The sequence below is a fragment of the Acetobacterium sp. genome (assembly GCF_036508315.1).
Taxonomy (GTDB): Bacteria; Bacillota; Clostridia; order Eubacteriales; family Eubacteriaceae; genus Acetobacterium.
Window position 1 is genome coordinate 1 of record NZ_DATCHP010000043.1, and the last position, 24999, is coordinate 24999.

Genomic DNA, 24999 nt, shown 5'->3' on the forward strand with positions numbered 1-24999 from the left:
TACCCTGAACTACACAGCCAAAGAACTTTCAAAAGTCGAGGTTTTACGCCAGGAACTCATTGCAAACATTTCCCATGATTTACGGACGCCACTAACCCTCATCAGTGGCTACGCCGAGGCCATGCGTGACCTCCCCGATGAAAACAACTCGGAAAATGCTCAGATTATTGTGGATGAAACCCAGAGGCTTACTACGCTTGTCAATGATGTGATGGATATTTCAAAAATTCAATCTGGAACCCATACCATTCATCCAGTGAGTTATAACCTTACCACTAACATTAATGACACCGTTACCCGGATGAACAAACTTATGCATAACGATGGTTATCAAATCGTGTTTGGTTATGATGAGGAAATTACTCTGACTGCCGACGAAACACGGATCTCACAAGCGTTTTACAATTTGTTAATCAATGCCATAAATTACACTGGTCCGGATAAAAAAATCACAGTTTCCCAAAGCATCATCAAAAATTTTGGTGTTCCCCCAAGCTCCTGGGTGAAAATTGAAGTAGCAGATTCTGGTGAAGGCATTACTAAAGAAGAACTCCCCTATATTTGGGAGCGCTACTATAAGGTGGATAGAACTCATAAGCGGGCTGTTACCGGCACAGGCCTGGGTCTTTCCATTGTTAAATCCATTATCGACATGCATGGTGGTACCTATGGTGTTTCCTCGAAAATTAATGAAGGATCGGTTTTCTGGTTTTCATTAAAAATTTAATTAACAACTATTCTCAAGCTTTATCAACAGGAAGTCAAAACCCAATAATATGCAGTTAAAAATCACCATTCCCGTAGATATCCCTTTAATATTATCATTATTTGATTTATAATGATAAAGCAACTTTATGATATTATATTAATTTTACGAAATAGTTTTCAATGGGGAAAGCTAATAACAACGTAACTTTATTATATTATATTGTTCTACAAAATAATTTTCAAAGGAGAAAATTTATGAATTTACAACGACCAAACGGCAATGATGCCACTCAAACTTTTAACCGTTCTAAAAGCATTACACCTTGTTCCGGTATCTGTTCAAGATGCGTCGATGGATGCCGAGGCAATTGCGAGGTATTTAAAGCAACGTTCAGAGGCCGAGAACTTATTTATCCAGGTCCTTTTGGCAATGTAACTGCAGGCGGTGACAAAGATTACCCAATCGATTATTCACACTTAAATATTCAAGGCTATGCGTTGGGTGCAAAAGGATTACCAAACGGGGCAATCGGAAATCCTGATAATACTCGTTTTCCGGATGTTAGCACCGAAACTTCTTATGGCTGGGATTCAAAAGTAAAAATGAATGTCCCAATTTTCACCGGAGCACTTGGTTCCACAGAAATTGCCCGAAAAAACTGGGAACATTTTGCAGTTGGCGCAGCCATTTCAGGCGTCACAATCGTGTGCGGTGAAAATGTTTGCGGCATCGATCCTCGTCTTGTTTTAGACAAAAACAACAAGGTCATTGAAGCACCCGACATGGATCGCAGAATTGAATCCTATCGACGATATCACACTGGCATGGGGGAAATACTCATTCAAATGAACGTTGAAGATACACGTCTTGGGGTTGCAGAATACATCATCAATAAACACCACATTGATACCATTGAACTTAAATGGGGTCAAGGTGCAAAATGTATTGGCGGAGAAATCAAAGTTAATTCAATCGAACGGGCCATGGAACTTCAAAAAAGAGGCTATATCGTAACTCCGGATCCTATGGATCCTGTTATTCAGGCTGCATTTAATGGTGGTGCAATCAAGGAATTCGAACGTCATAGTCGCCTTGGCTTTATCAGCGAAGAAAGCTTCTTGGAAGAGGTCGCTCGTTTAAGAGCTCTGGGATACAAACGTATCACCTTGAAAACCGGCGCTTATGGTCTCAGAGAATTAGCCATGGCTATAAAATGGTGTTCAAAAGCTAAGATTGATCTATTGACCATTGATGGTGCTCCTGGCGGCACTGGTATGAGTCCATGGCGGATGATGGAAGAATGGGGGATGCCTTCCTTATACTTGCATTCTGCAGCCTATGAATTTGCCAAGATTTTATCAGATAATGGCGAACGCGTACCGGATTTAGCATTTGCCGGAGGTTTTAGCAGTGAAGATGGCGTCTTTAAGGCCCTTGCCCTTGGCGGTGGTTTTACAAAAGCCGTTTGCATGGGAAGAGCTTTAATGATTCCTGGTATGGTTGGTAAAAATATTGAACAATGGATTAAAGAAAATAATCTTCCAAAAACCGTCAGTGAATTTGGATCAACGCCAGAAGAAATATTTGTGTGTTATGAAAATGTAAAAGCCATGGTTGGATCCAAGGAAATAAAAAATATTCCACTTGGTGCCATTGGCATTTACAGTTATTCCGATAAAATTCGTGTTGGACTGCAACAACTCATGGCTGGTGCAAGATGCTTTAATACCGAAAGCATTACCCGAAATGAATTAATGTCTTTAACCGAGGAATGTGCGAAAGTGACAAAGATTCCATATCTTATGGATTGTAATCGCGATGAAGCACTCGCCATTTTAAAAGGCTAACAGCTATGTCTGACTGATTTTAAACTAATATTCAAAACTCGGATTTTCATCGATTTTTCTATAAGTTCCGGCGTATATTTTGGGTGAAAAAATAAAATAATGGAGAGTGTGCAGTTTCTTGTACACTCTCCATTATTGGTTTTAGCCACAATAAAATATGAAGCTATTTTCTAAATTTTATGAGCCTTGTCACAAAATTTTTTTAAACTTTTTTTAATTGCTTTTTATAGTGCCTTCTTGTAAAATGAAGGTACAAGTTTTTTCTGATAATTATAAAATAAAGGAGATTAATGCTATGAGTTTTAAAGATTTGATCAAAGATGTTACTGATCTGGCAAAAGATAGTTATGACACAATACAATCCGATATAGCCTTGAAAAGAGAAGAACAGCAACGGTTGCGCGATGAAATGGATAACCGGATCAAAGTCAATACTGAAAATGTTTTGAGTCAGCTTCTGAAAAACATTTCTTCAATGGATGCTCCATTTATTAGCGCAAAGAGTGACACTCTCATTTCATTTACCAAAGATTTTTTCGAAAAAATGCTTCTGCCGGGGAATAGCTCATCCTCAAGCATTGACATGCACCCTTATGAAGAAAAAATCCTGAAAAACGTTCAAAAAACCTTTTCGAATTATATGTTCTCAGAGAACTTTTTATTTCAGTTTAAAGATTCAAAAGGCCAAATTGTTCTCGTGACAACCAGCAACCTTTATTTCAAAATCGTTCTTCCTGACGAACCTTTCTTCTATAGCATTGGTTCTCTTCCGAATGAAAATGTTTTTGATATCAGCATCAGACAAGATGATGTAAAATTTGAAATTAGCGTTAACAATATCCAATTGATTTCTACTTCCTCAACAGATGTACAGAAATCTGATTACATCACTCTTTCTGATTATCTCAGCCGAATCAAAAATAATGACTTTACTATTACTGAAAATCAGATTGATGCTCTTACCCGTTCCAAACTAAACCATAATATTCTAGAAATTATTCGGAAACACATCTTGGATAATGAAAATCTCATTTATTTTGCCTGGGGAGGGAATAACATGACTGCAAAAGATTTCGTTGTTTGTACGAATAAACAACTTCTGATGCTCAGCCGTGACTTAGCTAGGACAATTAAACAGTTCAGTTATGAAGATATAACATCAATTTCAACCCAACAGGATACACTGGAATTTTTGGACTTTTCCCTTACGGTTGGGATGAACCCTAATAAAATAGTCATCGATGTTTCTGGAACTGATGAAAGTATTAATATTTTATATTCCAGAGAAGCCCAACGGGTTATAGAAGTTTATCAGCAATATAAAAAAGGGGTTTATGAAGATGCAAAACAAACCTGTGCTACTCATAAAGCAACTGCTGTTTCTCCGGAAAATCCAATTGAGCTCATTGAAAAATTGGCTATATTAAAAGAAAAAGGAATGATCACTGAAGAAGAATTCAATCAGAAAAAACAAGAACTATTGGGAAAATTATAATTTGTTTGAAACGGAGGAATACGCTATGGAATCTCAGAGCAGCATGCGCGTTAAACTCATCTTTAATCCCAGCTCCGGGGCAAATGTCGAGTCACCGGTAGAGATCGCCGATGTGCTTAAAGAAATGCAGACTTGGAAGTTCCTGCCTGAACTGTATTTGATTGATCCAGACTCTGATTTGCCTGGAGTGGTCGAAGATGCGATTTCACAAGGCATCCAAATGTTTGTAGTTTGCGGTGGTGATGGTACAATATCTGCTGTTACGAAAGCCCTGATGGGTACAAATGCTATCCTCGGCATTATCCCAGCTGGCACTCAAAACAATGTGGCTCTCAGCCTAGGTATTCCTACTGATATTCCTGGTGCAGTTGCTATTCTGGGAAAAGGACAGCCACTAAAAATAGATATTGGATTGGTTACCTGTAACGATATCAGCACTCCTTTTATAGAACTTTGCTCGGTAGGATTGTTCTCTACGCTTTTTCCTTCCGGGGATGACATCCAGCATGGTAATATCGCACGTATCGGTGATTTTTTAGGAATCCTGACCACTTCCCCACCATCTGATATACATCTTTTGCTGGATGATAATAAAGAAATCCATAAGTTCGGTCATGCGGCGTTAATTTCAAATATGCCCTATATCGGTCGCCATTATCAGGTAGGTGCTCCCGATGCATATAATGATGGCTTATTAGATGTGTTGTTTTTTGCCGACCTGTCAAAACTTGATTTAATCGGTTATATTCTTAACGGAGTGGGAACAGATACCCCGGAAGATCCTCGAATTCAACACTATCGGGTCCGGCGAGTAGTCATCGACACTCAGCCCGCAATGCCTGTGATGGCAGATGGAATAACTCTGGGCGAAGGTAAAGTACTAATCGAAGTAACGCGGCATGCTTTAACGGTTATGGTTGGAACGACAGAGTCAGATGAATTGGTTTAATCGGAACATATCCTTGAAAAACAAGGTCATAGACCCGACTGTGGAAATCAGGGTGCCTGATCTTGAAATTCACGGAGTATGGAAAAAGCTTATCAATTGGGCACGTCATATTCGACCTGTTTACTGGTTAATAATCACTGCCATTCTTTTGGTGTTATTTTTAACGCTTTTCCCGGATAATGTACGGATCATACTTTTGTCGCGTTTAAAAGCTCAGGGAGTCTTAGTGAGCCTGGTCCTGATTTTCAGTTTAATAGCCATCTCTCTTGTTTGGTCAGTTGGTCAGCGTATCGATGTTTGGGTATTTATGTTTTTCAATATGCATCGGCGGCGTGAACCCTGGCTTGATTGGCTAATGCTGTGTTTTACTCAAATCGGAAGTGGATTTTTTGCTATGATCGTTGCTATTATCTTATATTTTTTAGATAATCATTTATTATCCTATGAGTTTGCATTGGGGACTTTGACATTATGGTTGGTTGTTGAACTTATAAAAGTTCTCATCCATCGTACGCGGCCTTATTTGAAACTGGAAAATAGTCGGGTTGTCGGATCACGCGCCAGTGGAAGTTCGTTTCCCAGCGGACATACCAGCCAGTCTTTTTTTATGGTGACCGTGCTGTCCCATTATTATCAAGTCGATTTTCTTCTATGGCTTTTGATGTATGCTGCTGCTTTGTTGGTGGGGATCACACGTATCTATGTAGGGGCGCATTACCCGCGGGATGTCCTGGGAGGTGCCATCCTTGGCACTGCCTGGGGGCTTTTAGGCGTGATTGTTAACAATTCTTTTTGAGGTTTATTCCATTCTAAAATGATTTTTTTTGCTTTTTTGAGAACCTTTTATCATGCTTATAGAAGTCATTAGTTCTGTATTCATGGGAAGAATCCAAAATATTTACAGCAGAACTCATGTTTGCTCATTCAGAAATCCGGAAATACGTTTAAAAAATAACATCAATGGGAAGTAACACATTCAATTGCTGTAAAAAAAACCGAAGAACCTTGGTATTTAACCCGGATTTCTTCGGTTTTCTTTGCTTTTACTAGATTAATTTTGTTGTTATACTATTTTAGTCTGTGATGTCTTTTATGGTTGCGATATCTTTTTCAAATACACTCTCCACTAATCTTGAGCGATCATTGGATCTGTTTCACGTTAACTGTTGTATTTCCTAAAAACGTCATCTTGTTGTTATTATCTATGCCATAAACATGAATATGGTATAACCCGCTGTCATAATTATGGTCCTTAATATCCATCGTGACGCTGTAACTCCCATCGCTTTTTTTTGTGGCGCTGTACCATCTGATATCGTCCTGACCGTTGATGGCACTCCAAATAGGAACCAGTATCTGTTTAACACCATTCGGTGCGTTAATCCCTTTAATCGTTGCGGTAATCTTATTACCGGATATGCTTGCTGCCACTGCGCTGGCCGTCATTGGTTTGAGGGTCACTGTTGTATTTCCTAAAAACGTCATCTTGTTGTTATTATCTGTGCCATAAACATGAATATGGTATAACCCACTGTCATAATTATGGTCCTTAATATCTATGGTGATGCTGTAACTCCCATCGCTTTTTTTTGTGGCGCTGCACCATCTGATATCGTCCTGACCGTTGATGTCACTCCAAATAGGAACCAGTATCTGTTTAACACCATTCGGTGCGTTAATCCCTTTAATCGTTGCGGTAATCTTATTACCGGATATGCTTGCTGCCACTGCGCTGGCTGTCATTGGCTTGCTGGTCACTGTCATACTGCAGGTGCTCGTGAGGTTATTTGATGTTTTTGCGGTGATTACCGCTTTCCCGATTTTAATCCCCTTTACATTACCACTTCCATCCACAGTCACAATGCTGGTATCGCTTGAACTCCATATTATGGTTTTATCGGTGACGTTAACGGGAGTCAGTGTCGCAATAATCTTTTCACTTGCACCAACTATCATATTAGCAGTCATTTTATTTAAAGTGATATTTGTTGCATACACCATTTTGTCTATAATTAAATAATCACTAATAGTTTTCATTGCTTTGGTTCCATCAGCATCTTTGACCTCTACATATAAAGTATAAATTCCAGATTGTGTAGGAACAAAAGTCGCTAAATTACTGGTTGAAAAATCATTCAAAATGACAGTAGAACCATTAAATTGATAATAAAATTTATATTCGTAGGGACTCTGTCCGCCACTGACTTCTGCACTTAATTGAATGTTTGTATTAACTTCCTGACCTGAAGCTATATCAGTTGAAAAACCAGAAATCTCCAAAGGCGGCAATACCGCTTGTATAGCTTTATCTAATTGAATCCGTCCTTTTCCATAATAATTATCTTTTCCAGTATCTCCCAAGTCTAAAGCCGTATCCTTTAGAATGTTTTCAACTTCTAAAGCAGCTAAATTTGAATTAGCGGCAATCAACACTGCACATGATCCCGCAACAATTGGAGCTGAAAAAGAAGTACCGCTTACAACGGCATAGGATCCATCAATTGTTGTTGTGCAAATTGTCTTCCCGGGAGCACACAAGTCAACTTGATCATTATATTGTGAAAAAGAAGCTCGACCATCCTCTGAAGTAGTTGCCGCAACAGAGACCACATTCTTATAAGAGGAAGGATAAGAATATTTTCCTGCATAACCAGATAAAGAACCTTCATTTCCAGCTGAGGCAACTAAAACCTTTCCTGCATGAGCAGCATATTCTATCGCCGTTTGAAGTGTAGGATACTCATCATATCCTCCAAAGCTCATGTTAATTACCTTGACGTCGGATCGATCAGAAGCAGCCATAATCGCAGCACAAATATAAGCTAGATCCAGGGACATATCCCCAGAATATTTACCGCCAGTACGATAAGGTGCAATTTTTATATTAGAAGTTCCACAAACACCAGCAATCCCAATCTCATTGTTGGTAACTGCTGCAATACAGCCACTTACCATGGTTCCATGGCCAGATACATCAACAACATCGATTGTTTTGTTTACATAATCATATCCCTCGACGATTTTACCCTGCAAGTCAGGATGGGATTCATTAAGACCACTATCTATAACAGCCACAACAATCGGTTCCGTATTGGCTACCTGATCCCAGGTTTTATCTGCACCAATATTTTTAAATTGCCAGGCATCCCCATTTTGTATATACGGATCATTTGGAAGAGCTGCTACCTGGATGGTGCCATTTCTACCCACTGCCAAAACATCTGGATTAGCTTCCAATTCAGAAATAAGTTGATCCGTAGTTATATCATTTTTAGTTTCTAAAATATCAACACGATCTGATACCTGTTCCCCTGATTTAATATCATTTGAATTGAGAGCAAGACTTTTTAAATTATTTTCGCTGCTACTTGCATAAATGACCACAATCTGCTGGTCAACGTTAAGGTCTTTACTGATCTCTGGAAGTTCTTCCAAACTATTAATGATATTCGAAGAACTTTCTACGGTTTTCTCTGGTTCTATAGTAGCGGTATTTAAAATTTCAGGGCTTAGAGTTCTTTCATTTTCATCTGTCAAATTCGTTGCCATGGTTCCAATTGGCAGAAAAACCAGTATTATTATACACCCTAATATTAGAATGAGACCTCTTATCAATCCTTTTTTCATGCTTCTCCTTTTTTATTGAGCTCAATTATAATGACTCGCCAAACCGTTTAAACAACGCATTTCAAGTCAAATCATCGGGAAATATACCACTGAAAACTTGGTGCGTGGATATATGGAAGACTCTGATCAATTCAACCAAAGTATTGTTGATTAATATCATGCCTATTCCAAACAAGGCTATCGGAATTATGAACAATTCATCAAATAGCTACTGCCTAAATTAATCGTACAATAATTCTGTGCAGAATATCCACTGTTTCATCTAAATTAGTTGAAGCATCCTTTATATGATGATATACCTCTCTCTTTTTTATAGCAATCATGGGATCTTTACTCGCAAATACCGAAATCATTCCGTCTCTGTACATCTTTTCTATTTGTATATGTGTATCTCGCATCTTTGCAACTGCCTGTTCTGATTTATTTGGATATCTTTCTAAATCATTCACAGCTTCTGAAAATATATCCACCCCAGTCTTTAATTGTTCTACCATGCTAATAATAATAGCATTTGGTTTAACATCAAAGGCTTCCATGGAAAGCAGGCTTGATTCAGCATAATTTAAAACCTCATGCATTCCCACAGAAATAGAATAAATATCTCCCCGATCAAAAGGGGTTGTAAAAGCTTGGATCAAATCCTTTTCCAATTTCATTCTAACGTCATTTGCTTCTTTAACATAATGAATTAAAGCTTCACTTTCGGTCACAGATGGGTTTCTTACCCAATTATCAAGTGCCTTTACCCCTAATCCATTGGTATAGGCTTGTTTATATAGCATTTCATAGAATTTATATTTTACGGGAAAAATTCGATCAATTATATTTCTCTTTTTCATAATTTCTAGTTTCCTCCTATGATGAAACATTAAACATGAAAGTAAATATTGAGTATATCACTCCAGACACAATGGCTGATATTGGAATAGTGATACACCAGGCAATGATAATTTCTTTTACGATTCCCCAATGAACCATTCTATATTCATCGGCTGCACCAACCCCCATAATACTTCCTACCACAACATGCGTGGTTGAAACAGGTGCCCCCACAAGGGTAGCTCCAAAAATCGAGGTGAGCGAGGCCAATTGAGAATTAAGACTGTGAAGTGGTTTAATGTCAAATATTCCTCTTCCCAAGGTTTTCATGATGCTCCACCCTCCCAGCATCGTACCCATAAACATCACCAGTCCACCACACACCCGGACCCAAAGTGGTGCTGTTTGTATTGCTGTTCCACTCCATGCCGCCAAAGCCAAAGTGAATATTCCGATGATTTTTTGGGTATCATTTGACCCGTGACTGTAAGAAAGCCCGGCAACCATGAACCATTGACTTCTATTTAGATTTTGATTAATTGAAAATTTTGAATTCCTTAAAAGTAATTTTGCCACTTTCTCAATGACAAATGCAATTGCAAAGCCAATAAAAGGGGACAACAGCAATGCTATCACCACTTTAACGATACCAGTAATTTGGTGATTAGGTCCAATTAATTCATTCCATCCCCATAACACATGCTGATATCCAGAGGAAACGATCACCGCCCCGATGATGCCACCAATTAAAGCATGGGTAGAACTCGATGGCAGGCCTAATTTCCATGTGATTAAATTCCATAAAGTGGCTCCACAGATAGCTGCAAATAAAATAGCTAACAATGACGTGTTTGTTGGTAAGTCAATTAACTCAGAAATAGTATTTGCTACTAAATTTCCTCCGAAAACCGCACCCAGAAGTCCAAAAAACGAAGCAACTGCAACGGCTTGTTTTGGACTTGCCGCTCCGCTATTGATAAAAGTTGCCACCACCGAGCTTGCGTCGTGAAGGCCATTGGTTAATGCAAAAACAAGCCCAACTAAAATGACTAATATTAAAATAATTGTTATACTGATCGGTATCATTTTCCCAACTTCCAAAAATCAAAGGACTTTATTAACACAACTTACTTTTTCTAATACTATACCAATAACGTCCTTTTTTTGCAACAAAAAAACCCTGTTACTTATCGTAACAAGGTTAGAAAAAGCATGAAAAAAACTAAACATTGGTTCCAAGTAAAATTAAGAAGTTGGTTTTTTCATTATTTTAAAATAAAAGCCTGTGACCATTAATGTAACCACGACAAAAATGATCCCAATCGCAATTTTCTGGGAAGGCACTTTTTCTTTTACCGGATACCCATTCTCAACGACTTCTATAGAAGTGGCATGAATATCCATATCCCCGCCATGTTCTACACAGGCTCTGTTGAATACGCCAGTCACTTTTACCTTATCGCCAATATTCAGATAATCCCCAAATACCTTTATCTTGTTGGCATCTTCACGGTTTAACCATATTCCAATGGCATTGGTTCCATCGTTGATGTTGACCCATGCGTTATTGCCTCTTTCTAATGCCTCACTAATGGCTTCGCCTTGAACGACGACTGTTTTGCCATCCATAACCTTGGCAGTCTCAATCAATTGATTGAGACTAATCGTCTCTATTCCAAAAGCAACGCCGGCAAAAAGGAAAAATGCAACAACTGTTAAAATCAATGCTCGAGTTACTTTATCCATAATTTTTTTACTCCTCCAATGATAAAACCAATGAGAGCAAAAACTGAAATGAACTCCAGCCTTCCCAGATACATGGCTATGATATAATAAACTTTTAAGCCTACCGGCATAAATGGCGTTGTAACACCTATGGATAAGCCCACATTACCTGTTACAGATGCCATCTCAAATGCAGCATTTGATAGCGGATACCCGTAATAAGCTCCTAACGCCATTCCAATGGTAAAGGTGACCATATAACAAATAATGATAAGCGCCGATACTTTGACTAAACCATCTGTTAATATCTGTTCTTTAATATGATGGAATCTAAACAGCTTAACATTTCTTTCCGAGGACAGTAATTTTTTAATATCTGCAATAACTCCCTTAAATACAACGGCTACTCTTAGCCCTTTAAAGCCACCTGCTGTTGAACAGGCCGAGCCTCCGATGAGCATTGCCACGACCATGATTAAAATACCGAAGTCTCCCCATTCCTTAGCGAATTGACTTGCATAAACATTGTTAAATCCTGTTGTTGTATGTGCTGACAGTACATTATAAACGACTCTTCTAAACATCGAGACTGCATCTGCATACACTCCTGATTTTGATAATGCGATAACAGCCAATGCCGAGGTAATAAATGTTGTAATAAAGAAACTTTGGGTCTCTATATTTTTTACGATTTCTTTCTTATTTCCAGACCATGCAGCATAATGCAAACCGAAATTCAAGGAACCAAGAATAAAAAATACAATGGTTATGATCTCATAGGAAAAGCTATGATAAAACATCATATTTTGCGTATAGGGGGCAAATCCTCCGGTACTCCAGGCCGATTCAAAAATAAAAAGTCCACTGAAAAATGCGGACAATGGATTGAGTCCTATTAAAATTCCATTGATCCAAAGAGCGATGGTTCCAATTAACAAATAAATCAAACTGATTTTCCAGATGATTCTTGCAGTACCTTTAACATTTGGTACAAGATTTATATCCTTACCCTCGCCAACATAGAATATATAGGCACCACCTGTTTCTTTTAATAAAAAGGTAAGGGCAAGAACGATCATTCCCTGTCCACCAATAAACGTAAGCATATGCCGCCACATATTCAAACCTAAAGAGAGGTGATCCAAATCCTGAGTCAATACTAAGCCCGTTGTTGTAAAACCACTCATTACATCAAAGCAGGCATCTAAGAATGAATAGACATGTCCGCTCAATGCATAGGGAATAGCACATAAAACCATTAATATTACCCAGGAAAGGGATGCCACAACAAAACCATGTTTCCATTGGACAAATGATTTGTTTTCACGGGTTTCCCTGCCAATCAAAATCAGACTTAAACCCAGCGTTGTTGATATGGCCAAAGTGATTAAAAAATCAAAAAATGGATTCCATTCTCTCAAAAGCAACGATGTGGCCAAGGGAATAAGCGTTAAAAAAGCAATCCCCAAAACAACAAAACCCGTATAATAACTAATGATAACGATGCTGTAAAACTTACTTTTAAAAGTATTCATGCTTTCACATCATTAGGGCAAATGTGAGTAAATAAAATGCTGCGATATATACCCCCACTGCCAGCAATTCTGCCAGTAATCCTTTAACTTCATTTTTTTTCATTTGCATTATTTCCCCCTGTTAAGTAAATGCTTTTTCAATATTAATAAAGCAGCATGATTTGTGATTACTAAAACTTTATCATCTTCCAGAATTTGGGTATCCCCTCTTGGGTATATAACTTTTTCATCCCGTAATATTGAAGTAATAACACATTCGTCTGGTAATATCAAGTCCTTGATAAACCTGTTACACCATAGGGTTTCTTTATGAACCAGGATTTCAACTAAAATCATGGATCCACGTTCAAGAGTATGGATGATTTTAAAATTATCTTTGCCGAATTCGTATTCGATCAGATTTGCTATTACCTCAGTACTGCAAACTGTTCTGTCTACTCCCAGAGCATTAAACATCGCTATATTTTTGGGATTGTTTATTCGGGCGATGGTTTTATTAATAGCAAAGCTTATTTTTGATATTTCACAGATGACCAAATTCTCTTCATCGGTTCCAGTCACTGCCGCAATTATTTCTGCTTCCTGAATCCCTGCATCTTTTAAAACATCCAGGTCTGTGCCATCACCGCAAATAATATCAGCGTCAATATCTTCGGCAATCCTCTCGCAAGTCGCCTGATCGCGCTCGATTAATACAACATGATAGCCTCTTTTTTTTAGGGTCTTAATCAGATAATAGCCGACTTTTCCGCCACCAATAATAATTGATTTCATTTTTGCATCTCCTTTGAAAATGAGGCTATTAATTTTTCTCTGCATTTTTTATTAATGGTACAGATGATTTTTGCCCCAAACGGCACCACTGCATCTTTTTTGGGCAACATAAAATTATTCTCAATAATTAAACCTGAAATGATAATGGGATACCTCTCCTCGATCTCCTTAACGGTTGAAATTTTCCCTTTATTCACGGAAAGCTCTATAATTTCATAATCTTTATCTAATGTTGCAATAAGGTCCAGATTCTTTTCAGTGATCTTCCTTTTTAGAATTTCAACGCCCAACTGGGTTGGAGAAATCGTTTCTATGCCAAGCATATCATAAATATATTTCCGACTGGGGTCATTAACTCTTGAAATCATTCTCGGAACATTGTAAATCTTTTTTGCAATAAGTGACACTGTAATGTTAATATTTTCATCGGAAGTTACTGCTAAAACAAAATCAGCTTTGGTAATTCCAGCCTCAAGCAAATGATCGTTATCATACTCAATACCTTTGATTTTCGTTCCATTAAAAGCACTTCCTAAAACATTCAAACGATCATTATAACGGTCAATAATTGAAATATCCAGTCCTGCAATCGATAATTCTTTAGCCAAAGTGCTGCCTAATTTCCCACAGCCAACAATAATTACATGCATAGCGTTCTCCTCTAACATAAAGTTATTCATTAACATCTAAAAACGAAAAACAGTGATTAGAAAACACAAAAATCAATTTATGTTTAACTTTAAGTTCCTGATTGCCAATTTATTTGTATTAAAGCTTCATATTTTCATCTTGCTTCATACCCTATGAAAATTATCATACCTCATATAAAGTTTGTGTTAAGAAGTCATGATGATGTGTAAAGTTATCGTAAATAATATTAACGATTACGAGACCTCAAATAATTCTTTTACTTTTTTTAATTCCTGTGGGATTTTGATACCTTGTGGACAATGCTCTTCACATTTTCCACATTCTATACAATTTGACGCCTTTTGCTTTGGTCCAAACCGTCTGTAGTTATCCGATTTACCAAACATATAATAATCATTGTAGGCGCTAAAATTTCGAGGGATCTGTACCCCTTCAGGGCATGGCATGCAATATCCGCAGGATGTACAATTTACTTTTATCTTTTCCATAAAAATATTTTTAGCTTTCTCAATAACGTCTAATTCTTTTTCAGTGAATGCATTTGCCTCAGTTATACTTGCAATTTTAATGTTTTCTGAAACTTGTTCCATTTCATTCATACCACTTAAAACAACCGATACCTCAGGGTGATTCAATATCCATCCAATGCCCCATTCTGCAGGTGCTTTTTTTATTTCTGCCTGATTGAAAACAGCTTTTACATCATCTGGAACATTTGCAAGTTTACCACCTCTGAGAGGCTCCATAATTGTAATACCCAAACCCTTTTTTGCAGCATATTTTAAGCCTTCTGTTCCCGCCTGAAATTCTTCATCTAAATAATTGTATTGAATCTGGCAAAATGACCAGTCATAATAATCAACTATTTCTTTAAATAAATCAAGTTTATCATGGAAGGAAAATCCTGCATATCTAATTCTTCCGTCTTTTATCGCCTGATCTAAAAATTCAGGAAACCCAGCTTCTTTTAACTGTGGCCAAGTGGTGCTATCAATGCCATGCACTAAATAAAAATCAATGGTATTGGTATCGAGTCGTTGTAATTGGTCATTTAAATAATGATCCATATCTTCTCTTGTTTTAATTAACCAGCTTGGAAGTTTTGTTGCTAACTTGACTTTCTCTCTATAGCCATTTTTTAAAGCTTTTCCTACTAAGGGTTCACTTTTCCCGCCTTTTTTCATATCAATACCATGATATGGATATGCGGTGTCCACATAATTAACCCCATGATCAATGGCATAGCGAATTAAATTAATCGCCTTTTCTTCATCTATATTTGTTGGATCGCCCTCACCCAGAAGAGGTAATCTCATACAGCCAAAGCCAAGGGTAGAAACCATTTCATTTGTCTTTCCAAACTTTCTATACAAAATAATAAACGCCTCCTTTAATAAATAATATTGTTAACATAGTATCAGTGAATCAATAAATTTTTCTTAACTAAAACTTTATTGGTCATTATATCATATTGTATTGTATTGTAAATCCACCGGACTATGCTAAATTATAATGACAGGGTAGCCTTCGAAAGTCCGAACTGTTGACAAATCTCATAAAGCCAGCATATAATTATCAGTGCCGTAAAAGGTAACCTATTTTGTATAGTGAAAGGATTGTTTCCATGTTAAATGAATTTTCCAGATCAGAATTACTCCTGCAAAAAAAAGGCATAGACAAACTCAAAGCATCGACTGTGGCGGTTTTCGGCATCGGCGGCGTCGGTTCATTTGCTGTGGAAGCCTTAGTCCGTACCGGCATTGGGAAGATTGTCATTGTCGATGATGACTGTATCTGTTTAACCAACATCAACCGCCAGCTGATTGCAACCCGAAAAACAATCGGACAAGCTAAAGTGGACATCATGAAAGCGCGGATTCATGAAATCAACCCGAGAGCGGAAGTCATATCCCACCGCAGCTTTTTTAATGCTGACAGCGCTAAAGATTTCGATTTTGAGAGCTATGATTATATCATTGACGCCATCGATATCATCTCTTCAAAGCTCTTATTAATCGAAATTGCAAACGATAAAAACATTCCCATTATCAGCTGTATGGGTGCCGGTAACAAACTTGATCCCACCCGTTTTGAAGTCGCCGATATCTACAAAACTTCCATCTGTCCCCTTGCCAGAGTCATGCGCTCCGAACTCCGAAAAAGAAGAATTCCATCTTTAAAGGTTGTTTATTCCAAAGAAGTCCCTATGACCCCTTTGGATAATGACGAAAACAGCTGTAAAAGCAATTGTATCTGCCCTCCTGACACAGCACGAAAATGCAGCGATCGACGCCAGGTTCCAGGCAGTGTTTCATTTGTTCCATCAGTGGCGGGTCTCATTCTTGCAGGTGAAGTCATAAAAGACATTGCTTTTTTCTAAATGATACTTCATTTGCAAAAGCAGATAAACTAAAAAGGAGACATATCAATCTATGGTATGTCTCCTTTAAACGTTCGGATTAAACCAACACCAAATACTCAAAGGGATTTGGTGTTAATGTCTGATGCATTCAGGAACTGATTCGACCAAAATGCCAACTGGTCCAAATGAAAGCTACCAATCCAAAAATCTTCAATCAGTAAACTCAACGGTTACTTTATTAACATCCCATAAGGACTCTATCTTTTCAATGGCGTCTTCTTTAATAGCATTGGAAAATTGATGGTTTTCCGGTAGATCTATAATGATATGGACATTTCCATCCTTTATTTTTATTTCCTTAACTAAATGAGTGGCCACCATATCCAATCCCTTAATGGGATTCATAACTTTCTTCAGTCTTTTTCGCACGATTTCCTCAGTCGTATTTACTTTTTCAGTGATAAGCCCATGTTTTTCTTCATAATTGAGAATTGCCGACTTGAGAACCTCTACTGCCAAAACTGAGCAGTGAACCTTAATTTTAGGAAGACCGCCTAATGCTTCCGAGGCTTCCTTCCAAGTGATTTTTTTAGCCTCTTCAATGGTTTTGCCCTTGGCAAGTTCTGTAACAATCGAACCCGTTGCAATATTTGAAGCGCATCCATAGGATTCAAATTTTATATCTGTTATTATTTTTGTTTCAGGATCGACTTTAAGATATAAAGAAACCATATCCCCACATGCCGGACTCCCTTCCGTCGCTTTCCCATCCGCATCCTCTATTCTTCCAGTATTTCGCGGATTTTTAAAATGCTCCAAAACAAGATCATTATACGGACTTGCCATTTGATATTCCTCCTATTCTTTACCTAAAGGACTGATTTTTCTTAAATTTTCTACAACATTAGCAAGGGTCTTCACAACAAAGTCCACCTCATCCATTGTATTAAATCTTCCAAACGTAAATCTTATGGACCCATGAGCTCTTTCATGATCCCCGCCGATTGCAGCGATGACATGACTGGCCTCCAGGGATTTGCTAAAACATGCCGAACCGGTACTCACCGCAATGCCGTACATATCCAGATGAAGTGTTATGGATTCTCCTTCAACATAATGAAAAGTGATATTGGCGTTTTGAGGTGTTCTTCTTGTGGGATGCCCGTTTAATATGACATCAGGAATTTTATCAAACACCACTTCTATGATTCTATCCCTCATCTCGATTAGCCGCATATTTTCTTTTTCTGTGACACACTCAACTGCTTTAGCAAAGCCGACGGCTCCGGGAATATTATCCATGCCACCTCTTAAATCAAATTCATGAAAACCGCCGTCCATCATTTTTGCAATCGGAGTTTTTTTTCGTATATACAGCCCTCCGATCCCCTTTGGCCCATGAATTGTGTGAGCCGATACCGTAATCAAATCTATCGGTACTTTACTTACATCCAATGGCTCTTTTGTAAATGTATGGGTTGCATCCGTATGAAAAAGAACACCCTTTTCCCTGCATAAACCACCGATTTTTTCGATATCCTGGATGGTGCCAATTTCCTGATTCCCATGTTGTATGGAAACAAGTATCGTTTCTTTTGTTATAAGATCCCTGAGATGATCGATATTGACAAAGCCATACTCGTCCACATCCAGATAATCCACCTTGAATCCCTGTTTTTCAAGGGTTCTGGCACTGTATAGAACCGGAAAATCCTCAATTTTAGAAACAATGAGATGTTTTCCTTTTTTTTCGCCTAGGGCCTTGGCAACACCTTTAATGGCTAGATTGCTCGATTCAGTGCTGCCCGAAGTGAATATAAACTCATTATTATTTGCGCCAAGAGATTTAGCCATCCTGCCCCGTGCATCTTCCATGGCTTCTCTTGCTTCAATCCCTAAAGAATATCCGAATTCTGAAGTTGCTACTGAATAGCGTTCAAAATAAAAGGGCATCATCGCTTCCAAAACTTTCTCATCAAGTCGAGTTGCTGCAGCATTATCCATATAAAAAACTTTTTCCATGATTTCCCCCTTTAAATAAACAACGTTATGGCGGAACTTCTAGCCTCTTTTATATAGGTTCCAACAGCACCATACTCATCAATATAATCCTCCCTTAAATCAGATCGTTTTAAACCCATAATATCCATGGTCATTTCGCATGCAATAATTTTTCCACCCAGTTCCTTAAAATCTGACATGAGTCTATCCAAAGAAGCTACATTGCTTTTTTTCATACGATTCAACATCATCATTTTTCCTAATCCCAAAAAATTCATTTTAGATAAAGGCCCTTTTTCCAATCCGCCTTTTTTAAGACGCAAAAGCCCCCAAAACGTGAAAAACAGTGATGTATCCATGCCCATGGCCAAAGATCCGTTGGAGACGATCAGTGCACTGTATAGTTTGTCCATATCTCCGCTTTGAACAATGATTGTAGTTTTATCGCTCATAAGATATTCCCCCTTACCTAAGAATCTTTATTTTCCAGATTTTGTCATTTTCCTCTATACTGATAACTTTTAACGACAATGCATCCGCAGCCATCGGTATTTCTTTCTTGGACGCAGGATTGTCTCCAATAATCTCAACAACATCTCCCGGCACTGCTTTTTTGACAGCTTTCCTCATTTCAACCAATGGAACCGGGCAAGTTTCGCCTCTCACATCTACATGAATTTCCGCCATAACGATACCTCCTTATTAAATTATTTTTATGCTAAACAAATGCAATCTCCAAATTCCAGCTAATAATATAATGTTATTGTATTACTTACCCTATTGTTAGGGATTTATTATATAAAATTTCATTTTATTAAAATAAATCAATTTTTTATATAAAAAATGACCGAAATCTCTGAAGATCAGACATCCCAGTCACTGGAAAAACAACAAGTTTTCATAATATGGTAATTAGCATCATTTTTTCAACGATATCCAAACAATGACGCTCATCATACGTATTCTTCTTTGATTTCTGAAGTATACATCTTAAATCCATTTCCGCCTTGGTGCTTAACTTCATACATAGCAAAATCAGCCTTATTAATCAGCATATCCGCATCTATGCCGTGGTCAGGAAATATACTCATTCCAATACTTGATCCAATAAATAATTGGTTCTTTTTATAGGTTAATTCTGCGCGTAATGTTTCTACAACAGCCGCCGCCGTTTTTTCAGCAATGATGGAATTTTTCAAATTTCTTAGTATAACTATGAATTCGTCTCCACCAATGCGACTTATGGTATTCGTTGCGCAAATAATTTTCTTTAATCTCAATGCCACATTCTTAAGTACAATATCGCCTGCTTCGTGACCATAATTATCATTAATACTTTTAAAATGATCCAAATCAATGAAAAGAATTGCAAATTTTTCATTTTCATCATCTAAAAGCACCTCAATATCTTCTAACATTTTTTTTCTGTTTGAAAGTTCTGTAAGTGCATCGTAGTATATAAAATGACGTATCTGATCTTCTGCAAGCAGTCTCTCTTTAATCTCATTTTTAAGCATTCTATTTTTTTCTTCTAATATTAATGTATTCTCCCTCTGTACAATCGCTAATTTTTTTCTTTCAGAAACATCATGAAGTAGAATAAGGATTCCTAATATATCTTTATATTCATCGGAGATAACGGTTGCGGATAATTCACAGACAATGGTTTCTTGATTTTCATTATGCAAATCAACTTCAATATTAGTCATATTTCCTATCTGCATTAGGGTATTGAAATTGAAATTTCGGAAATTTATAATATTATCCAGTGAATGCTGCTTTAAATCCTTGTAGCCAACGCCTGTTAAATTCAGTGAAGCTTCATTACAATTTTTCACAAGGAAATCCTCGCCTAATATGAAGATCGGTTCATTCACAGCATCAAAAATATATTCTGATACCAATTCATAAGAAATTGACATCATTTTATATCTAGTAATAGCGTACCACACGCCACTCATTGCAATAGAGATTGTTATTATCCCGTACGGAAAATTCACAATACCAATTAGCGGAAAAATAAAATTTGATATTACAAATAAACAAAAAGTCATTAAATAGGCAATTAAAATAATTTTGAGCTGTTTTCTAACTCTATTCTTTTGAGAATTTATCGCATGAAAATATGTCATTACAATAACTGCTATACCTGCAACTATAATATATATACTAAAAATAGTACCACTGGTTGTCGTAATATATAAATTATCTACAAAGCCGTAGGCTTCCTTGCTTACTACTTGAGAGGGTTCATATATTAAATTACTTATGAAAAATATGATTGAAACGATATATACTGAAAATCGTATTATTGAGCTGGATTTTTTTTGATTTGTATCTATAAAATAAAGCGCGATGGATATACATACCCCACTAAAAAAACACCAACCTAAGGCAGAAACGATTCTCCAACTATTTGCAATTTCTATATTAGGAGAAATTAACATGAATGCATATCCTATGGCCCAAAGGCTTGTAGAAATAGATAAAATAAGAAACATTACATTGATTTTTGATTGATGATCTCTCTGATAATTATAGATACCCATAAATAAGTAAAAAACAAAACATATACATAATATTGCAAACAAAATCGTTTGAATATTATCTGCTCCCAGCATCACCAATCCCCCCTTTTCATTTTGATCCTAATTCTGACATTAATATTATCGTCATCTGCGATTATAATATTAGATTTAATTCCCACATGATTTTATATTTCTAAGCAATTGTAATTAATCCTTGCCGAATCCTACTGGATCCTTTGAAAAATCTGACTCCTGAAGCAACGTAAAAAAAACCGCACCAGATTAATTCTCTGATACGGTGATCATATTCAACAAAAAGTCAAACAAATCTTATTTTGTGCTTATATTCCCCCGAGTCTTTATCCATCTCCTATAATCTTCTTGCAATCTCTCTTATAAGTTCTTCCGAAGCGGTCCATCCGAGACAGGGATCTGTAATGGATTTCCCATAAATGCTGCCATCAACCGCCTGGCTGCCTTCTTCAATATAACTTTCAATCATCAGACCTTTAACATAATTTCTGAAACCAGAGTCATAGTGGCGATTCCGCACCACTTCATAAGCGATTCTGGGTTGTTCGCCAAAACGCTTGTTTGAATTTGCATGGTTAAGATCGATAATAACCCCCGGATAATCCAAATCACGTTTTTCGTACATTTTAATCAGATGTTTTATGTCCTCATAATGGTAGTTAGGAAAGTTACGGCCATGCTGATCCACTGACCCCCTCATAATAGCATGGGCTAAAGGATTGCCTGGTGTTTGTACTTCCCACCCTCTGTAAATGAATGTATGGCCAACCTGTGCTGCCCGGATAGCATTTAACATCACTGAGATATCACCACCTGTCGGATTTTTCATGCCTGCTGGTATTTCCAAGCCGCTGGTGGTTAATCGATGTTGTTGGTTTTCAACGGATCTTGCGCCAATCGCCACATAACTCAATAAGTCCTCTAAATACGCATAATTATCCGGATAAAGCATTTCATCCGCACATGACAAACCTGTTTCTTCGATGGCTCTAATATGAAGTTGCCTGATGGCTTTAATACCTTCTACCATATTAGCCTTTTTACTCACATCAGGCTGATGTGCCATTCCTTTATAGCCTTCACCTGTGGTTCTTGGTTTGTTGGTATAAATCCGAGGGATCATAATGATCTTGTCTTCAACCTCTTTTTGAATTTTACTTAAACGACTCACATAATCGATAACCGCTGTTTCGTTATCAGCTGAACATGGTCCGATAATCAATATAAATCGATCATCCCTGCCTTCAAAAACGTCTCTGATCATACGGTCGCGTTCCAGCTTTATTTTTTTACCTGCTTCAGACAATGGCATTAGTTTAAATATTTCGCTGGGTGATGGAATCTCTTGAATCAACTTAAAGCTCATATGTAACTCCCTTATATTCTAATTTAAGCCTCTCATACATCCTATTATATATTTATATAAGATTAGCTGTTGTTATCAATTTACAATTATTATGAAGAATCAGCGATTAACTGTTGTCCCTGCTTGCTCCTTTTATTATTTCTCCTTTTTCATCTTCCATCACTCTTTTAAATATTTCTGCAAATCTATGGCATCTTCTATTTCTAAATCTTTCTCACCGGCCATGCCCTCTAGATGATGACGAAATTCATGTTTTAATAACTTTCTAAGTTCCGCCTTATAATTTTCTAATGAGAAATTGCCAAAATTTCGTATCACTGAACCGTAATAAATTGCAATATAATTTCCCAATCGGCTGTCGCTGTGATATTCTCCCAGAATATACAGGTCATTAACTTTGTTTTTAGGATGAAGTTTTACCTCTTCCCTTAAAACGATTCCGCCACTTAATTCCTGATAGAACTCCTGCGGCATTTCTTCGGCTATTTCATCTAACATTGCTTCGGTTTCATCGATTGTGTACACGCTAGCCTCCATTGATTTATCATATTTTCGAATTCACTACTAAAGAAGCAGTAACATGTTTTTCTATACTATTATATTCTAAAAGTCAGCCCTATTCAATTGCATTTCTATTCTTTTTAGAATATGCTTTTTCAGAATTTTATTGTATAATAGAATAGTGTATGAAGATTGTTTTGGCTTGCGTCGAGACATGGTTTACCCCCCTGTATCTTTGACAATGAATACTTTTATTATAGAAGGGAGTTTATGAATGACTATTGCGGCAATCTATGGTTTTATAAGTGGGTCTACACTTTTTATTGGTGCAATCTTAGGCATGTATTTAAAGGTTCCAAAGTACGTCATCGGCGCTATTATGGCTTTTGGCTCAGGGGTAATGATCTCTGCGTTAACCTTTGACCTTATGGAAACCGCTTTTCAGTCCGGAGGTTTCGGCTCTGCTTCAATTGGATTCATTGCCGGCACCATACTATTTGTGGCAGGTGATTATTTAATCGATCATTTCGGAGGGCACTTTCGCAAACGTGGTCACGGTAAGCTCCATGCAAAGAAAAAGGGCACAAAAACAGCTGAAAACTCAGGTTCAGCCATTCTTTTGGGAGCCGTTCTGGATGGTATTCCTGAGTCATTAGCCATTGGCATTGGCTTGGCCGCAGGGAATGGTGTCGGTTTAAGCATGATGGTTGCCGTGTTTATAAGCAACTTTCCCGAAGGCATCTCCGGGGCCCAGGGAATGAAATGTGCTGGAAAATCGAACCTTTACATCATGTCTGTTTGGGGTGTTACCATTGCAACCTCTGTTTGTGCTGCTGCATTGGGTTATGTCTTTTTAGGTAATGCATCCAAGGACACAATCGCCTTTACACTATCATTGGCTGCCGGTGCAATTTTAGCTATGCTAGCAGATACCATGATGCCGGAAGCTTTTGAGGAAGGTGGAAGATTCATTGCCCTGGCAACAGCTTTCGGATTTTTCGTAGCTTTTGTAGTAAGCCACATCGCATGATTATTATGAATTTCAGAATTATTTTCTGTTTCTTATTGCATCAGATAGCTGATGAGCGGAATGGTCAGAATGGATGCTAGCGTGGTGATAAAAACACCTTTGGTAGCAAGGGCGACGTTGTTCCCGTATTTATTGGCAAAGAGCACGGAAGTGGTTGCCACGGGCATGGCAATGATGATAATGACGATTCCCAGTATATAAGGGCTGGTGATAATATTTTTCAGAACCAGCCATGCTGCCAAGGGGAGCAGTATCTGCTTAATGATAACGTAAGGATAAAGCCGAAACTCAGTAAATACACTTTTTATGGGAATACCGGCCAGTGCAATACCAATCACAATCATGGCCAAAGGTGTGGTGGTGTTCCCGACGGTTTTCATGGTATTGTTTAAAATGTCCGGCAGCTTAAAATTGGTGGCAAACAAGGCCACCGCCACTAAAGAAGAGATCATCCCGGGTGACAAAAAGTTTTTCAGGTTCAGGGCCTTTTTTCCTTCCCCTGACATCAGCATGATGCCAAGGGTAAAGTTACTGATGCCAAAGACAAGATTAAAGATAGTGGCGTAAAAAATGGCACCTTCCCCAAAAATCGATGCTATTACAGGAAATCCCATAAAGCCGACATTGGACCAGATGGTCATATAAATATACAGGTTGCGCTCTTCTTTTTTAACAACCAGTATTCTGGCAATAAAATAAGCAATAAAGGGCATGATAACGTAAAAAAGAACAGCGATTATAAACATTAATAAGACATCGTTTTTATTAGTATCACTGGGCATGGCGGCAACGGATGCGATGATCAGACACGGCAGCGTAATATCCAGGATTAAACGAGAGAGCTGAGTGCCAAATTTCTGACTGGCAATTTTTGTTTTGACCGAAATGTAGCCTAAGCCGAGGATCAGAAAAAGCTCCAGCATCTTATTAATAACGACGATGATATCCATGGTGTGTTGCTCCTTTAATAGTACGTGTACGCAATTGCGAAAGTATAGTGAGCTTCACTGTCTGTTTACATCAAACAATTTTTCCACTATACGACGT

The 24999-nt window shown here is 37.7% G+C and carries 23 protein-coding genes; 7 read left to right on the forward strand and 16 right to left on the reverse strand.

The features are described 5' to 3' along the window. From VIK44_RS05745 to VIK44_RS05765, 5 genes are all read left to right on the forward strand, one after another. A partial coding sequence (locus tag VIK44_RS05745; RefSeq protein WP_331552890.1) for a HAMP domain-containing sensor histidine kinase occupies positions 1–727 on the forward strand: 727 nt, incomplete at its 5' end. Between the two features lie 236 nt (positions 728–963). Continuing rightward, on the forward strand, positions 964–2556 hold the full coding sequence (locus tag VIK44_RS05750) for an FMN-binding glutamate synthase family protein (RefSeq protein WP_331552891.1): 1593 nt from the start codon (positions 964–966) through the stop codon (positions 2554–2556). 295 nt (positions 2557–2851) lie between these two features. Beyond that, positions 2852–4051, forward strand: coding sequence for an SHOCT domain-containing protein (locus VIK44_RS05755; protein ID WP_331552892.1), 1200 nt, complete (start codon positions 2852–2854; stop codon positions 4049–4051). Positions 4052–4076: 25 nt separating this feature from the next. After that, positions 4077–5000, forward strand: coding sequence for a diacylglycerol/lipid kinase family protein (locus VIK44_RS05760; protein ID WP_331552893.1), 924 nt, complete (start codon positions 4077–4079; stop codon positions 4998–5000). Further along, positions 4987–5796, forward strand: a complete 810-nt coding sequence (locus tag VIK44_RS05765) for a phosphatase PAP2 family protein (protein WP_331552894.1) — start codon at positions 4987–4989, stop codon at positions 5794–5796. The genes VIK44_RS05760 and VIK44_RS05765 overlap by 14 nt, the downstream gene beginning before the upstream one ends. Positions 5797–6140: 344 nt before the next feature. On the opposite strand, the gene VIK44_RS05770 is transcribed toward VIK44_RS05765, so the two are convergent. The 8 genes from VIK44_RS05770 to VIK44_RS05805 all read right to left on the reverse strand — a co-directional run bounded on the left by VIK44_RS05770 (position 6141) and on the right by VIK44_RS05805 (position 15507). Next, a complete protein-coding gene (locus tag VIK44_RS05770; protein WP_331552895.1) occupies positions 6141–8627 on the reverse strand; it encodes a GBS Bsp-like repeat-containing protein in 2487 nt (828 codons plus the stop codon). Positions 8628–8842: 215 nt separating this feature from the next. Further along, on the reverse strand, positions 8843–9466 hold the full coding sequence (locus tag VIK44_RS05775; protein ID WP_331552896.1) for a DUF47 domain-containing protein: 624 nt from the start codon (positions 9464–9466) through the stop codon (positions 8843–8845). A gap of 16 nt (positions 9467–9482) precedes the next feature. Further along, the gene (locus tag VIK44_RS05780; protein ID WP_331552897.1) at positions 9483–10532 is read right to left on the reverse strand and encodes an inorganic phosphate transporter; all 1050 of its coding nucleotides are present in this window, start codon (positions 10530–10532) and stop codon (positions 9483–9485) included. Between the two features lie 159 nt (positions 10533–10691). Continuing rightward, complete coding sequence (locus VIK44_RS05785) at positions 10692–11192, reverse strand: hypothetical protein (protein WP_331552898.1); 501 nt, start codon at positions 11190–11192, stop codon at positions 10692–10694. Then, complete coding sequence (locus tag VIK44_RS05790; RefSeq protein ID WP_331552899.1) at positions 11180–12706, reverse strand: TrkH family potassium uptake protein; 1527 nt, start codon at positions 12704–12706, stop codon at positions 11180–11182. The genes VIK44_RS05785 and VIK44_RS05790 overlap by 13 nt, the downstream gene beginning before the upstream one ends. A gap of 108 nt (positions 12707–12814) precedes the next feature. After that, complete coding sequence (locus tag VIK44_RS05795; RefSeq protein ID WP_331552900.1) at positions 12815–13480, reverse strand: TrkA family potassium uptake protein; 666 nt, start codon at positions 13478–13480, stop codon at positions 12815–12817. Next, positions 13477–14166: a TrkA family potassium uptake protein gene (locus VIK44_RS05800; protein WP_331552901.1), complete on the reverse strand. Its 690-nt coding sequence runs from the start codon at positions 14164–14166 to the stop codon at positions 13477–13479. Before VIK44_RS05800 ends, VIK44_RS05795 begins: the two co-directional genes overlap by 4 nt. Before the next feature lie 198 nt (positions 14167–14364). Further along, complete coding sequence (locus VIK44_RS05805; protein WP_331552932.1) at positions 14365–15507, reverse strand: aldo/keto reductase; 1143 nt, start codon at positions 15505–15507, stop codon at positions 14365–14367. 248 nt (positions 15508–15755) lie between these two features. Here VIK44_RS05805 and VIK44_RS05810 point away from each other — a divergent pair, with 248 nt between their 5' ends. After that, positions 15756–16511 carry a tRNA threonylcarbamoyladenosine dehydratase gene (locus VIK44_RS05810; protein ID WP_331552902.1) on the forward strand — a complete coding sequence of 252 codons (756 nt, stop codon included), beginning with the start codon at positions 15756–15758 and terminating at the stop codon, positions 16509–16511. A 192-nt stretch (positions 16512–16703) separates the two neighbouring features. On the opposite strand, the gene VIK44_RS05815 is transcribed toward VIK44_RS05810, so the two are convergent. The 7 genes from VIK44_RS05815 to VIK44_RS05845 form a co-directional block, all read right to left on the reverse strand. After that, complete coding sequence (locus VIK44_RS05815) at positions 16704–17339, reverse strand: iron-sulfur cluster assembly scaffold protein (RefSeq protein ID WP_331552903.1); 636 nt, start codon at positions 17337–17339, stop codon at positions 16704–16706. A 12-nt stretch (positions 17340–17351) separates the two neighbouring features. Next, complete coding sequence (locus VIK44_RS05820) at positions 17352–18515, reverse strand: cysteine desulfurase family protein (RefSeq protein ID WP_331552904.1); 1164 nt, start codon at positions 18513–18515, stop codon at positions 17352–17354. An 11-nt stretch (positions 18516–18526) separates the two neighbouring features. Continuing rightward, positions 18527–18946 carry a DsrE/DsrF/DrsH-like family protein gene (locus tag VIK44_RS05825; protein ID WP_331552905.1) on the reverse strand — a complete coding sequence of 140 codons (420 nt, stop codon included), beginning with the start codon at positions 18944–18946 and terminating at the stop codon, positions 18527–18529. 13 nt (positions 18947–18959) lie between these two features. Beyond that, entirely contained in the window at positions 18960–19181 is a 222-nt protein-coding gene (locus VIK44_RS05830) for a sulfurtransferase TusA family protein (RefSeq protein WP_331552906.1), read from the reverse strand. Between the two features lie 266 nt (positions 19182–19447). Then, positions 19448–21115 carry a diguanylate cyclase domain-containing protein gene (locus tag VIK44_RS05835; protein ID WP_331552933.1) on the reverse strand — a complete coding sequence of 556 codons (1668 nt, stop codon included), beginning with the start codon at positions 21113–21115 and terminating at the stop codon, positions 19448–19450. A 277-nt stretch (positions 21116–21392) separates the two neighbouring features. Beyond that, the gene (locus tag VIK44_RS05840) at positions 21393–22421 is read right to left on the reverse strand and encodes a 3-deoxy-7-phosphoheptulonate synthase (RefSeq protein WP_331552907.1); all 1029 of its coding nucleotides are present in this window, start codon (positions 22419–22421) and stop codon (positions 21393–21395) included. 159 nt (positions 22422–22580) lie between these two features. Then, a complete protein-coding gene (locus VIK44_RS05845) occupies positions 22581–22946 on the reverse strand; it encodes a metallopeptidase family protein (protein ID WP_331552908.1) in 366 nt (121 codons plus the stop codon). A gap of 250 nt (positions 22947–23196) precedes the next feature. Between VIK44_RS05845 and VIK44_RS05850 the strand changes: the two genes are divergently transcribed. Further along, on the forward strand, positions 23197–23952 hold the full coding sequence (locus VIK44_RS05850) for a ZIP family zinc transporter (RefSeq protein ID WP_331552909.1): 756 nt from the start codon (positions 23197–23199) through the stop codon (positions 23950–23952). 32 nt (positions 23953–23984) lie between these two features. Here the strand turns inward: VIK44_RS05850 and VIK44_RS05855 are convergent, their stop codons facing one another. Continuing rightward, a complete protein-coding gene (locus tag VIK44_RS05855; RefSeq protein WP_331552910.1) occupies positions 23985–24902 on the reverse strand; it encodes an AEC family transporter in 918 nt (305 codons plus the stop codon). Between the last annotated feature and the right edge of the window lie 97 nt (positions 24903–24999).